Raw genomic sequence first — 13,840 nt, 5'->3', positions numbered from 1 at the left:
CGACCGATGGCACAGGTCAGCAGCACCGCGGCTGCAATCCCCGGCTACCCCACCCCCCCCTCAGACGCAGACGCATTCTCGTATCTGGTTGCGCGCGCCGACCCGCCGCCAAACGACGGTCTGTCCACCGCAGCACCCTATGCGACGGACGACCTCCAGCGGTTCGGACGCACCGCTCCGGGCGGCGCCGTGATGATTGCGCCCGGCGCCGGCGGCGCACCCGAGCCGGGGCAGTTCCTCGAAGTTCCGACCGGGGACGGTGGCGTCGTGCGGGCGTCGGGCTACTTCGACCCGGCGACGGCGACACAAAGCACCAAGGTTCTCGGCATCTTCAAACCGCCCTCGACCCGGCTCGACGAGATGGCGCCCGGGGTGGGCCTGAAGCCGCCCTCCATAGAGAACTGGTGGACGGTGGAGCTTCCCCTTCAGAAGACGAAGCTCGGCGGCGGGCGCTTCGGGGCCGAGGCGGGCATCGACGCCGGCGTCGGCTACGAGCCGAAGTTCGACCGCACCGGCGATCTCGTCGGTCACCAGGTTCGCATCGAGGTGAAGGCGGGCGCGAAGCTCGACCTTGGCCAGGTGGTCGGCGCGGGCCTCGCCGACCCTAGGCTCGGAATTCCTGCGGGCACCCGCACGCAATTGCTGCGAAATCTCGACCAGGGTGTGCTTGCAAACGCACAATCGAAGATCCCCAGCGGCGCGGCCGGCAAAGCCATCGTGGACATTCTCGTCACCCGTGCAAACGACACCTCGCTCGACGGCGCGGCAGCCTGGCGCACGCCCAACGTCGGGGTGCACGTGACCTTCATCGGCGAGGTGACAGGCGGCGGCGTCTCGGTTGCTCCGGGCGGGGCCGCGCGGCAAGCCATGGGCAGCCTGCCCAAGCCCATGCAGAAACTCGCGGAGACGAGCGACAAGGTGGAGATGAAGGCCGGCGTTGCCGTCCAGTATGTCTCGCCGCAACGCATTCCGGCCAGCGCCGCGGCCGCGTCCGCGCCTGCCGCACAGCAGACCGACGCCGCGCCCATGGACGCCCAGCGGATCGCGCGCGCCGCCTACGACCGCTATGTGCGCGACGGGCATGCCCCGGCGGACGCCCGCGCCTGGGTCACCGACGCCTACCGCAACGGCGGCAAGGCGGCGCTCGTCGCGCGCGCGACACCCGATGTGCCCGGCTCGGTCCACACGGCCGTGTTTCGCGCGAACGGGATGGGTGCGCAGGCCGCGGGCCTCGCCAACGAGGCCTATCTCGCGCTGCGCCAGTTCGGATCGTCGCCCGCGCAGGCATGGTCCACGGTCTGGACCAGCTATCTGCAGGGGCTCGGCAGCGGCGGGAACGCGGGCGCGGTGAACCGGCTGTCGGAACTGTCGGCCCGCATCTGACTCGAAAAAGGGCGGCGCATCGCAGCGCCGCCCTTCACCTCTGGCATCCGGTGTGCGGACCGTCAGGCCGCCGTCGGGGCCGCCTTGCGCACGTCGTCGGAGACGTGGCTTTCGAACTTCGCGAAGTTCTCGATGAACATGTTCACGAGCTTTTTCGCCTGCGAGTCATAGGCCTCGGCGTCCGACCAGGTCGAGCGCGGATCGAGGATCTGGGACACCACGCCCGGCACCGCGACCGGCACCTGGAAGCCGAAGTTCTCGTCCGTGCGGAACTCCACCTTCGCGAGCGAGCCGTCGAGCGCGGCCGACAGCAGCGCGCGCGTCTCGCGGATCGGCATGCGATGCCCCTCGCCATAGGCGCCGCCCGTCCAACCCGTGTTGACGAGCCAGCAGTCGACGTCGTGCGCGGCGATGAGGTCGCGCAGCAGATTGCCATAGACCGACGGATGGCGCGGCATGAAGGGCGCGCCGAAGCAGGTCGAGAATGTCGCTGTCGGCTCCGTCACGCCCTTCTCGGTCCCGGCCACCTTCGCCGTGTACCCCGACAGGAAGTGGTACATCGCCTGCGCCGGCGTCAGCTTGGCGATGGGCGGCATCACGCCGAAGGCATCGGCCGTCAGCATGATGATGTTCTTCGGCTGGCCCGCCCGTCCGGTCGCGCTGGCGTTCGGGATGAAGTCGAGCGGATAGGCCCCGCGGGAATTCTCCGCCAGGCTGCCGTCGTCGAAGTCGAGCACGCGCGTGCCCGCATCCATCACCACATTCTCGAGCACCGCACCGAAGCGGTTCACGGCGGCATGGATCTCCGGCTCGGCCTCCGCCGAGAGCTTGATCATCTTGGCGTAGCAGCCGCCCTCGAAGTTGAAGAGGCCCGACTCCGACCAGCCATGCTCGTCGTCGCCCACGAGCGTGCGATTGGGGTCGGCCGACAGCGTCGTCTTGCCCGTGCCCGAAAGGCCGAAGAAGATCGCCGCGTCATCCTCCTCGCCCACGTTGACCGAGCAGTGCATCGGCATGACGCTCTTCTCGGGCAGCAGGTAGTTGAGGATCGTGAAGACCGACTTCTTCGTCTCGCCCGCATAGGACGTGCCACCGATCAGGACGAGGCGCTTGGCGAAATTGACGGCGATCACGGTTTCGGACCGGCAGCCGTGGCGCGCCGGGTCGGCGCGGAAGGACGGCAGGTTGATGATCGTGAACTGCGGCGCGAACTCGGCCAGGTCCTCAAGCTCCGGGCGGCGCAGCAGGTGCCGGATGAACAGCGAGTGCCAGCAGAGTTCCGTGACCGCGCGCACGGGCAGGCGGTGCACCGGGTCGGCACCGCCGTAGAGATCCTGCACGAAGAGCTCGCGCCCCTTCATGTGCGCCTTGAAGTCTTCCCACAGCGCGTCGAAGTGCGCCGGGCTCATCGACTTGTTGTTGTCCCACCAGACCGTGCCTTCGGTCGTCTCGTCGCGGACGGTGAACTTGTCCTGGGCCGAGCGGCCAGTGTGCTGACCGGTCCTGACGACCAGCGGGCCGCCCCGCGCGATCTCCCCCTCGCCGCGGCGGACAGCTTCCTCGTAGAGCGCTTCCTCGCGCCAGTTCCAGTGGAGCGCGGCGACGCCGCTGACGCCCAACGTCTCAAGTCCGTTCTTGCTGATCTGAGGCCCGGTCTGTTTCACGGTTGTCTCCATTCAACGCAGTTCGTGCGCCCGGTCGCTCCAGCACGGGACAGGTCGGGCGGGTCGCCTTCTTCTCACGCAAGATGAAGGCCAACACAACCCCGCTTTCGCCGCAATTCGCCCCTAGGCGGACGCAAGCGTGTCATGACGACAGGGGCGTGCGTCCCGGGCGAGCGGCGCTCGCATGGGTTTGCTTGGCCTGCATGCGCGGGCGTGCATAGAGTGTGACCGAACCGGACACGGGAGGGAAGAGGACAAGATGTCCACGATCGCGCTGGTCGACGACGACCGGAACATCCTGACATCGGTCTCCATCGCGCTGGAGGCGGAGGGCTTCCACGTGCGCACCTACACCGACGGGACACAGGCACTCGCCGCCATCTCGCAGCGCCCGCCGGACCTTGTCGTGCTCGACATCAAGATGCCGCGGATGGACGGGATGGAAGTGCTGCGCCGCATCCGGCAGAAGACCGACCTGCCGGTGATCTTCCTCACCTCCAAGGACGAGGAGATCGACGAGGTCCTTGGCCTGCGCATGGGCGCCGACGACTATATCCGCAAGCCCTTCTCCCAGCGCCTGCTGATCGAACGGATCCGCGCGGTGCTCCGTCGGGCCGAGAGCGCGCAGGGCGCCGAGCGGACGGAGGGCGAGAAGGTGCTGGTGCGCGGGCGCCTCGTCCTCGATCCGCTGCAGCATGCCTGCACTTGGGACGGCAGGGACGTCACGCTGACCGTGACAGAGTTCCTGATCCTGCAGGCGCTCGCCGTCCGGCCCGGCTTCGTCAAGAGCCGCGACCAGCTGATGGACGCCGCCTACGACGACCAGGTCTATGTCGACGACCGGACCATCGACAGCCATATCAAGCGGCTGCGCAAGAAATTCAGGGCGGTAGACCCCGAGTTCTCGGCCATCGAGACGCTCTACGGCGTCGGCTACAAGTTCACCGAAGGCTGATGGCACCGCCGCCGGGACAGATGCGAGCATGACAGGCGCAGGCACCACGCCGCCCACACCGGAGACCGGACCCGCGCCCGCCGCGGCGCGCGATGCCGCGCCAGTGCGACGCAAGCGCGGCGCGGGCCTGAGGACGCGCGTCTTTTCCTCCCTCACCATGCGCATCCTCGCGGTCAACCTGTTCGGACTGATGCTGCTGTGCGCGGGCGTGCTCTATGTGAACCAGCTGCGCTCGGGCCTGATCGACGTGCAGATCGAGGCGCTCATCACGGAAGGCGAGATCATCGCCGCCGCGATCACCGAGGCCGGGGACTACGGCCCGGAGGACACGACCGTGCGCCCGGGCGACGCCCAGGACATCCTGCGCCGCCTCGTCGTGCCGACGCGGACGCGCGCGCGCCTGTTCTCCGCCGGCGGCGAGGTGGTGGAGGACACGGTTGAGTTCACCAGCGCCCAGGTGCGGACCTATGCCCTGCCGCCGCCCGATGCTGGCTTCGATGCCATGCAGACGGCGGACCATGTCTATGAATGGCTCGTTTCGCTGATCCCCGGGCCGCACCTGCCGGTCTACCGGGAGGGTGCCGACGTCACCGCCGCCGACCTGCAGGAGGTGGAGGACGCGCTGCGCGGACTGCGGGCGAGCGCGGTGCGCGAGAACAGCCAGGGCGAGCTTGTCGTGTCGGTCGCGGTGCCGGTCCAGCGGTTCAAGGTGGTGATGGGCGCATTGCTTCTGTCCACGGAGGGCGGGCAGATCGACGAGATCGTGAGGGCGGAGCGGTTCGCCATCCTGCGCGTCTTCCTGCTGGCGACCGCGGTGATGGCGCTGCTGTCGGTCCTGCTGGCGCGCGGCATCGGGCGGCCCATCGCGCGGCTTTCGCGGGCCGCCGACGCAGTGCGCTACGGCCAGGTCGGCTCTGGCGGCGCGGAACGGGCGCAGATTCCGGATCTCGGCCGGCGGCGCGACGAGATCGGCGATCTTTCGGCGGCGCTGCAACGGATGCTGGATGCGCTCTACGGCCGCATCGACGCGATCGAGAGTTTCGCTGCGGACGTGGCGCACGAGATCAAGAATCCGCTCACCTCGCTGAAGAGCGCGGTGGAGTCGCTCGACCGCACGAAGGATCCGGAGAAGCTTGCCCGCCTGGTCGATGTCGTGCAGTCCGACGTGAAACGTCTCGACCGGCTGATCAGCGACATCTCCAACGCCTCGCGCCTCGATGCGGAACTGGTCCGCGACGCGCGCGCACCCGTCGATCTTGCCCGCATGCTGGAGGCCATCGTCGCCATCTACCGCGACCGGATCGCGCCGGAGCAGGCGCACTTCACGCTCGACATCGGCGAGAGACCGCTCGTGGTCAGCGGGCTCGAAAGCAGGCTCGGGCAGGTCATGCGCAACATCGTCGACAATGCCATTTCCTTCAGCCCGCCCGGCGGCGAGATCCGGCTTGCGGCGCACGCGGCGGACGGCCTGGCCCGGCTGTCCATCGAGGACGAGGGACAGGGCCTGCCCCCCGACACGCAGGAGCTGATCTTCCGCCGCTTCTACACGGAGCGGCCGGAAACGGAAGCGTTCGGCACCCACTCAGGCCTCGGTCTCTCCATCTCGCGCCAGATCGTGGAGGCGCACGGCGGGCGCATCTGGGCGGAGAACCGCGCGGACCCGGACGGAACCGTCAGGGGCGCACGCTTCATCGTGGAGCTGCCGCTGTGAGCGCGCGCGCAGAGACGATCCATGCCACGTGTGTCGCGATCGAAGGCCGGGCGGTCCTGCTGCGCGGTGCATCGGGCGCTGGCAAGTCCGACCTCGCCCTGCGCCTCGTCGACGAAGGCGCGGACCTGGTGGCCGACGACCGCGTTCGCCTCGCGCTCAGGGGCGGCAGGCTTGTCGCAAGCCCGCCGCGCACTCTCGAGGGGTTGCTGGAGGTGCGCGGCCTCGGCATCGTCCGGCTGCCGTTCCTTGCCGGCGTGCACGTGACGCTGGTCGCCGACCTCGTGCCCGCCGCCGACATCCTCCGCCTCCCCACGCCAGGCGAGGTGCGCCTCTGCGGCGTCGCGCTGCCATGCATCGCGCTCGACCCTTCTGCCCCCTCGGCGACGGCACGCGTCCGTCTCGCGCTCGCCGGGCGGCACTGGGTCGCGGGCGCACTCGGCGATGAGGACGGCCCCTGAAAGCCGTGCTAGATAATGCCCCCATGGACGAGATCGCACACACCCCGTCACCCGAGCCGCGAAAGACCGCCGAGGCATTGCGCCTCGTGGTCGTGACGGGGCTTTCGGGCGCCGGAAAGACCTCCGCCCTGCGGATGCTGGAGGACATCGGGTTCGAGGCGATCGACAATCTGCCGGTGCGCCTCCTGGGCCAGCTTCTGCCCGAGGGAACGGACGCCCAGCGGCCCATCGCCGTCGGCATCGACGCCCGGACGGAAGGGTTCGACCCGCAAGCGGTACGCGCCTGGATCGAGAGCCTGCGGGCCCGCCCCGGCGTCGCGCCGACACTCCTCTACATGGATTGCGACACCGAGGTGCTTGCGCGCCGCTTCACCGAGACGCGGCGGCGCCATCCGCTGGCGCTCGACCGGCCCGTGCCCGACGGCATCGTGCGCGAGCGCGCCCTGATCGGTCCCTTGCGCGACGTGGCCGACCTCGTGCTCGAGACGACGGACTTCTCGCTGACCGACCTGCGCCGCGAGATCGCGGAGCGGTTCGAGACGGCGGGCGCGAGCGGACTGCTCGTCTCGCTCCTGTCCTTTTCCTACAAGGGCGGCCTCCCGCGGGAGGCGGATATGGTGTTCGACGTGCGCTTCCTCGACAATCCGCACTGGGTGGCGCACCTGCGGCCGCTGACCGGGCGCGACGCGGGCGTGGCGGCCCATGTAGCCGCCGACCCCGCATTTCCGGAGTTCCTGGCACGGCTGACCGGGCTCATAGACCTGCTGGTCCCCCGATTCCGGGCGGAGGGGAAGAGCTATCTCACGCTCGCCATCGGGTGCACCGGCGGGCGTCACCGCTCGGTCTTCGTGGCTGAGAGGCTGGCTGCACACCTGCGCGAGGCGGGCGTGCCCGTCGTCCTGCGGCACAGGGAACTGCCGTGACCCCGCAGACAACATGTTTTCATCGCCCGTGCGGCAAGGCATAGTGCCTGACCCGGCCGCGTGCGGCACGCACTCGCCGGATGCAGCTTGTGACAGGGTTTTAGGGAGAGATCCGCGCCGATGATCGGACTGGTCCTCGTGACGCACGGACGGCTCGCCGACGAGTTCGTCTCTGCCATGGAGCATGTCGTTGGTCCGCAGCAGCAGGTCGGCTCGGTCTGCATCGGCCCGGACGACGACATGGAGCAGCGCCGCAACGACATCCTCAAGGCCATCGAGGAGGCCGACCGGGGCGACGGCGTCATCCTGCTGACCGACATGTTCGGGGGCACGCCGTCCAACCTGTCGATCTCGGTCATGAAGCGGCCGAAGACCGAGGTGATCGCCGGCGTGAACCTGCCGATGCTCATCAAGCTCGCCAGCACGCGCGCGAGCGGCGAACTGGCCGAGGTGGTGGAACAGGCCCGCGACGCCGGCCGCAAGTACATCTCGGTCGCCTCGCAGGTCCTGGCTGGCGAAGGCACTTCATGAGCACGGGCGCGGCATCGCCCGCGCCCGGGGCGCAGCGGCTGGAGCGCGAGGTGACGATCCGCAACGCCAAGGGCCTGCACGCGCGCGCCTCGGCCAAGTTCGTGCGCTGCGCGGAAGTCTATGACGCCGAGGTCATCGTGTCCAAGGACGGGCAGCGGGTCGCCGCGACGTCCATCATGGGCCTGATGATGCTGGCGGCGGGGCCGGGTTCTGTCCTCAAGCTCGAGGCTGAGGGTCCGGAAGCCGCCGGTGCGCTGGACGCGATCGCCGCGCTGGTCGACGGCCGCTTCGACGAGGACTGAAACCCGCAAAGGCGGAGGTGCCCATGACATCGCTCAGGCCCCGCACGGCGACGCGGCGGCTGGCCGGTCTCGGCGTCTCGCCGGGCATCGCGTCCGGCCGCGCCCACGTCCTGCGCCGCGGCCGGATCGAGGCGCCGCGCTACCGTCTCGCACCGGAGGACGTGACCGGCGAGGTCGCCCGCCTCGCCGACGCCTCCTCGCGCGCCCGCGCCGAGCTGGAAGCGATCCGCGACCGGCTGGCCGAGCGTGCGGGTCCCGCGGTCGAGGACCTCGCCCAGATCATCGACGTGCAGATCGCCATGGTCTCCGGCTCGCGGCTGATGCGGGCGGCGGAGGTGCGCATCAGCGATGGACGGCAGAACGCGGAAAGCGCTCTGGAGGACACGCTGGAGGAGTTCGCGCGCGCCTATGCCGAGATGGACGACGCCTATCTCGCGAGCCGCATCTCCGATATCCGCGCCGCGGCCGAACGGGTCATGGCCTCGCTGGGCGCGCAGGCGGGCGGCGACCTGACCGACCTGCCGGAAGGCACGATCCTGCTCGCGCGCGAGATCACGCCCGCCGACGCGGCCATGATGGACCCCGCCCGCATCGCGGGCTTCGCCGCGGAGATGGGTGGCGCGCAAGGGCATACCGCGATCATGGCGCGCGCGCTCGGCATACCCGCGGTGCTCGGCGTCGACGGGCTTCTGGACGAGGTACGGGCGGGTGACGAGGTGGTGATCGACGGTGCCGGCATGGTCGTCATCGATCCGGACCCGGCAACCCGCGCCTCGGTGGAACGGCGGCGGGCGGAGGCGCGCGACCGCGACCGGCGGCTGCGCGGCCTCGCCTCGGAGCCCGCGGTCACGGCGGATGGTGTCGCCGTCACCCTCACCGCGAACATCGAGCTTCCGGCAGAGGTTGCGGCCGCGCTGTCGAATGGCGCGGAAGGAATCGGCCTGGTCCGGTCGGAATTCGTCTTTCTCAACCGCGCCACCATGCCCGGAGAGGAGGAACAGGCGGAACTGCTGGGCGACATCGTGCGCCGGATGAACGGCCGGCCGGTCACCATTCGAACGCTTGACGTCGGCGGAGAGAAGGCCCTGCCCGCGCTCGCCGACTATCTGGGCGACTGCCCCAATCCCGCCCTCGGGCTGCGCGCTGTGCGGCTGTCGCTGCGCGCGCCCGACCTGCTGCGCATGCAACTGGCGGCGATCCTGCGTGCCGCCGTTCATGGGCCGGTGCGCATCCTTCTGCCGATGATCACCACGGGCCGCGAGATGCGGCAGGTGCGTGCGGCACTTGCCGAGGTGGCGGCGGGGCTGCGCCAGCGCGGTGTCGCGGTGCCCGATCCCCTGCCCCCGCTCGGCGCGATGATCGAGGTGCCGGCGGCGGCACTGGCCGCGGACTCGCTGGCCCGGGACGCGGATTTCTTTTCCATCGGCACGAACGACCTGACCATGTACGCGCTGGCCATCGACCGGGCGAACGAGCAGGTGGCGGACCTCTACGATCCGTTGAACCCGGCCGTGCTGCGGCTCATCCAGTTCACCACCGCCGCGGCGCAGCGCGCGGGCATCCCGGTCAACATCTGCGGCGAGATCGCAGGCGACCCCTGGTTCACGCCGTTGCTGCTCGGCCTCGGCCTGACGGACCTGTCGATGACGGCGCAGTCGCTGCTCAGCGTGAAACAGCGGGTGCGCAGCCTGTCCGCGGCCGATGCACGCGCCACGGCGCAGGCCGCGATGGCCGAAACGGACCCGGTGCGCATCGCCGCCGTTCTGGACCAGGCCAGCGCAAGCGCGTGAGTGCGCGGCGCAATGTCGCGCAAGGACATAAGGATGTCTTTATGCGGCGGTTGTCGGCGTCCCTGCCGCCTGATATAGACGCCATCCAAGGACACCCCGGACCCCTCGCCAGAGAAAGAGACGCCGCAATGACCGCCAACGACTATGTGGTGAAGGACATCTCGCTTGCCGATTACGGCCGTACCGAGATCGAGATCGCCGAACACGAGATGCCGGGCCTGATGGCCGTGCGCGCCGAATATGCCGATGCCCAGCCGCTGAAGGGTGCGCGCATCGCGGGCTCGCTGCACATGACGATCCAGACCGCCGTTCTGATCGAGACGCTGGTTGCGCTGGGCGCGGAGGTGCGCTGGGCGTCCTGCAACATCTTCTCCACGCAGGACCACGCCGCCGCCGCGATCGCCGCAGCCGGGATCCCGGTGTTCGCCGTGAAGGGCGAGACGCTGCAGGAATACTGGGACTATTGCGACCGCATCCTCGACTGGGGCAATGGCGAGAGCGCCAACATGATCCTCGACGACGGCGGCGACGCGACCATGCTCGTGCTGCTCGGCGCGCGGGCCGAGACCGACCCGTCCGTGCTCGACAATCCCGCCAACGAGGAGGAGGAGTGCCTCTTCGCCACGATCCGCGCCCGCCTTGCGAAGAACCCCGGCTGGTATTCGAAGGTGAAGGCGCAGATCCGCGGCGTGTCGGAGGAGACGACGACCGGCGTGCTGCGCCTCTACCAGCTCGAGAAGAAGGGCGAACTGCCCTTCCCCGCCATCAACGTCAACGACAGCGTCACCAAGTCGAAGTTCGACAACAAGTACGGCTGCCGGGAGTCGCTGGTCGACGCGATCCGCCGCGGCACCGACGTGATGATGGCAGGCAAGGTCGCGGTCGTGTGCGGCTATGGCGACGTGGGCAAGGGCTCGGCACAGTCGCTCGCCGGGGCGGGCGCGCGCGTGCTCGTGACCGAGATCGACCCGATCTGCGCCCTGCAGGCCGCGATGGACGGCTTCGAGGTCGTCACGCTGGAAGACGCGGCCCCGCGCGCCGACATCGTGGTCACCGCGACCGGCAACAAGGACATCGTCACGATCGAGCACATGCGCGCGCTCAAGGACATGGCGATCGTCTGCAACATCGGCCACTTCGACAACGAGATCCAGGTTTCGGCGCTGAAGAATTTCCAGTGGAAGAACGTGAAGCCGCAGGTCGACCTGATCACCTTCCCGGACAACAAGCGCATGATCCTGCTGTCGGAAGGCCGCCTCGTGAACCTCGGCAACGCGACCGGGCATCCGAGCTTCGTGATGTCGGCGTCGTTCTCCAACCAGACGCTGGCGCAGATCGAGCTGTGGACCAAGGGCGGCCAGTACGAGAACAAGGTCTATGTCCTGCCGAAGCATCTCGACGAGAAGGTCGCGGCGCTGCACCTGGAGAAGCTGGGCGCGAAGCTGACCCAGCTGACCAAGGCGCAGGCCGACTATATCGGCGTGCCGGTGCAAGGCCCGTTCAAGAGCGGCGAGTACCGCTACTGACGGTCGCAACCGCCATCGCCCCCCTGTAGACTGTTGCGTCATGATTCTGCGGGGGTTCGACACTGGCAATCGGCATGATGGCGCGCGGCGTGCGGCCCCCGTGGCTTGCGCCGCACGCCGTTCGCTGGGTGCGGGCGCCGCGGCGGCGGGCATGGCGGCCGCCTCGCCTGCCCATGCGGCTCCCGGCCCGCTCGCGGGCGCCGATGCTGCAACGCTGGTCGCCCTCTCGCTTGCCCTCATATTCGCCGGTTGGGCCGCGGTCATGCGGCGTCGCACCCGTACCGCGCTTGAGGATGCGGCAGCCGAAATGGACCGGCTGCGCGCCACGCTGGGCGATCTGGAGACCGTGCTGGGCGCGGGCGCAACGGTATTGTGCGTCTTCGACGGCGGGCGCCTGCACCGCGTGATCGGTCCGGTGAAGGCGCTGCTCGGCGCCTCGGAAGACGCAGCCCTGGCGTCGCGCGCCGACCTGCTTGCCCGCCTCGACACCCGGATGCGCAGCCGCATCGGCGCGCAGATCGAGGCACTGCTCGACGAAGGGCGCCCCTTTGCGGACCGCGCGGGGCTCGCCGACGGCCAGGCGGAGGTTGCGATCACGGGTGAGACGGCCGGTCCGTTCGCCGTGGTGCGCCTGATGCGGCCATCGGATGCCGAGCGGATCGCGGCGCGGCTGCGGGCAGAGCGGGAAATGGCGCGGGCGGACGCGGCGCGGCTGCGCGCATTGCTCGACGCGGTGCCCATGCCGATGTGGGAACGCGGGCCCGACGGCGCCTTGCGCGCCGTCAACGCGGCCTATGTGCGCACGGTCGAGGCGACGGACGCGGGTGCTGTCGTGCGCGACGACACGGTGTTTTCCCTCACGGGGATCGAAGGCGGCCAGGCCGCGGTCCGCCAGGCGCTGCGCCGGCTTGCCCGCAAGGCGCGGCAGAGCGGCGTCCCCCAGCGGGCGGAGCATTTCGTGGTCGCGGGCGGCGAGCGGCGCGTCTTCGAGATCGTCGAGGCACCCTACGCATCCGGCACCATCGGCCATGCCCGCGACATGACCGCAGAGCACGAAGCGACGCAGGAACTTGCCCGCCACGTTCGCGCCCATGCCGAGACACTGGACAGCCTGCGCACCGCGATCGCGGTCTTCGGCCCGGACAAGCGGCTGCGCTTCTTCAACGCGGCCTTCGTGAAGCTCTGGCAGCTTGATCCCGGCTGGCTCACGGGCCATCCGAGCAACGCCGACGTGATCGAGGCGCTGCGCGAACGCCGCCGCCTGCCGGAGCAGGCGGACTTCCGCGCCTGGAAGGCGGAACGGCTGGACCTCTACACCTCGCTGCTCGAGCCGCAGGAAGACCTCTGGACGCTGCCCGACGGGCGCGTGCTGCGGGTGACGGCGCGGCCGCACCCGCTGGGCGGGCTGATGTTCGTCTACGAGGACGTGACCGACCAGCTGACGCTCGAACGCAGCTACCGGGCGCTCGCCGGCATCTACAGCGCCTCCATCGAGACGCTGAGCGAGGCGGTCGCCGTCTTCGGCACCGATGGGCGGCTCAGGCTCTTCAACCCGGCCTTCGAGCGTGTCTGGGGTCTCTCCGAGGAGCGGCTGCAAGGTGGGCCGCACATCGTCGACGTGGCCGACTGGTGCAGCGACAAGAGCCAGGACGCCACGCTCTGGCCCGCGCTGCAGGAGCGGATCACGGCGCTCGGCGGCACGCAGGCCCGGTTCGAATCGCGTATCGAGACCGCCGACGGACGCATCCTCGATTGCGCGGGCGCCGCCCTGCCCGACGGTGCGACGCTGCTGACCTTCTCCGATGTCAGCGCCAGCGTGCGGGTGGAGCGGGCGCTGCGGGAGCGGGCCGACGCCCTGGAAGCTGCCGACCGCATGAAGGCCGACTTCATGGCGCACGTCACCTACCAGCTGCGCACGCCGCTGAACGCGGTTCTCGGTTTCGCGGAAGTGCTGCGGCGCGAGATGTTCGGGCCGGTGAACGCACGCCAGGCCGAACAGCTCGACGCGATCATCGACGCCTCGGTCCGGCTCTCGGACCTCATCGACAACATCCTGGAACTCCTGGACCTGCAGCAAGGCAACACGGCCCTGGCTGCCGCCGCGTACGATGCGGACGCACTCATGACGGAGGCGGAAACAGCAATGGCGGACATGGCGGCGGCACGCGGCGTCACGCTGACGCGCACTGCCGGTCCCGGACTTCCGCCGGTGATCGGCGACCGCGGTCGCCTGGTGCGCGTCCTGCAGCACCTCCTGTCGAACGCGATCCGCTATTCGCAGCCCGGCCAGAACGTGCATCTGGGCGCGCGGCGCGAGGGCGGCGAGATCCTGTTCTCCGTCACCGACACCGGCATCGGCATGGATCCGGAGTTGCAGGCGCGCGTGTTCGACGACTTCAGCACCCGCCGCAGCGGAGGACAGCGGCGCCGCGACGACGGTGCGGGCCTCGGCCTCGCGGTGGTGCGCCGGGTGGTGGACCTGCACGGAGGCAGCGTCGACCTGGAGTCCGCGCCCGGCAAGGGCACCACGGTCAGCGTCCGCCTGCCCGCCTTTGCTCGGGCGGAAGCGGAAGCGGAAGCGGACGCGGAAGGCTGAG

11 protein-coding genes are annotated in these 13,840 nt (G+C 69.7%); 10 read left to right on the top strand and 1 reads right to left on the bottom strand.

The annotated features are described in order from the left end of the window. Window positions 1-6: 6 nt before the first annotated feature. Window positions 7-1,383, top strand: coding sequence for a hypothetical protein (locus NJQ99_RS12545; RefSeq protein WP_269333168.1), 1,377 nt, complete (start codon window positions 7-9; stop codon window positions 1,381-1,383). Between the two features lie 62 nt (window positions 1,384-1,445). Here the strand turns inward: NJQ99_RS12545 and NJQ99_RS12540 are convergent, their stop codons facing one another. Beyond that, window positions 1,446-3,047, bottom strand: a complete 1,602-nt coding sequence (locus tag NJQ99_RS12540) for a phosphoenolpyruvate carboxykinase (protein WP_331283332.1) — start codon at window positions 3,045-3,047, stop codon at window positions 1,446-1,448. 259 nt (window positions 3,048-3,306) lie between these two features. On the opposite strand from NJQ99_RS12540, the gene NJQ99_RS12535 reads away from it, so the two are divergent. The 9 genes from NJQ99_RS12535 to NJQ99_RS12495 all read left to right on the top strand — a co-directional run bounded on the left by NJQ99_RS12535 (window position 3,307) and on the right by NJQ99_RS12495 (window position 13,839). Beyond that, window positions 3,307-4,002 carry a response regulator transcription factor gene (locus NJQ99_RS12535; protein WP_269333166.1) on the top strand — a complete coding sequence of 232 codons (696 nt, stop codon included), beginning with the start codon at window positions 3,307-3,309 and terminating at the stop codon, window positions 4,000-4,002. A gap of 28 nt (window positions 4,003-4,030) precedes the next feature. After that, window positions 4,031-5,713, top strand: coding sequence for a sensor histidine kinase (locus NJQ99_RS12530; protein WP_269333165.1), 1,683 nt, complete (start codon window positions 4,031-4,033; stop codon window positions 5,711-5,713). After that, window positions 5,710-6,171: an HPr kinase/phosphorylase gene (locus NJQ99_RS12525; protein WP_269333164.1), complete on the top strand. Its 462-nt coding sequence runs from the start codon at window positions 5,710-5,712 to the stop codon at window positions 6,169-6,171. The genes NJQ99_RS12530 and NJQ99_RS12525 overlap by 4 nt, the downstream gene beginning before the upstream one ends. A 23-nt stretch (window positions 6,172-6,194) precedes the next feature. Continuing rightward, window positions 6,195-7,094, top strand: a complete 900-nt coding sequence (gene rapZ, locus NJQ99_RS12520; protein ID WP_269333163.1) for an RNase adapter RapZ — start codon at window positions 6,195-6,197, stop codon at window positions 7,092-7,094. Between the two features lie 120 nt (window positions 7,095-7,214). Next, a complete protein-coding gene (locus NJQ99_RS12515) occupies window positions 7,215-7,625 on the top strand; it encodes a PTS sugar transporter subunit IIA (protein ID WP_269333162.1) in 411 nt (136 codons plus the stop codon). Next, the gene (locus tag NJQ99_RS12510; protein ID WP_269333161.1) at window positions 7,622-7,927 is read left to right on the top strand and encodes an HPr family phosphocarrier protein; all 306 of its coding nucleotides are present in this window, start codon (window positions 7,622-7,624) and stop codon (window positions 7,925-7,927) included. The genes NJQ99_RS12515 and NJQ99_RS12510 overlap by 4 nt, the downstream gene beginning before the upstream one ends. 23 nt (window positions 7,928-7,950) lie before the next feature. Beyond that, complete coding sequence (gene ptsP / locus NJQ99_RS12505; RefSeq protein ID WP_269333160.1) at window positions 7,951-9,717, top strand: phosphoenolpyruvate--protein phosphotransferase; 1,767 nt, start codon at window positions 7,951-7,953, stop codon at window positions 9,715-9,717. Window positions 9,718-9,845: 128 nt separating this feature from the next. Further along, the gene (gene ahcY, locus NJQ99_RS12500) at window positions 9,846-11,243 is read left to right on the top strand and encodes an adenosylhomocysteinase (RefSeq protein WP_269333159.1); all 1,398 of its coding nucleotides are present in this window, start codon (window positions 9,846-9,848) and stop codon (window positions 11,241-11,243) included. A gap of 100 nt (window positions 11,244-11,343) precedes the next feature. After that, window positions 11,344-13,839 (top strand): sensor histidine kinase, encoded by a 2,496-nt coding sequence (locus NJQ99_RS12495; RefSeq protein ID WP_269333158.1) that lies wholly within the window; start codon window positions 11,344-11,346, stop codon window positions 13,837-13,839. The last annotated feature ends 1 nt before the right edge of the window (window position 13,840 follow it).

Source organism: Futiania mangrovi (assembly GCF_024158125.1).
Classification (GTDB): Bacteria; Pseudomonadota; Alphaproteobacteria; order Futianiales; family Futianiaceae; genus Futiania; species Futiania mangrovi.
This window is presented reverse-complemented; position numbering and strand designations above follow the sequence as displayed.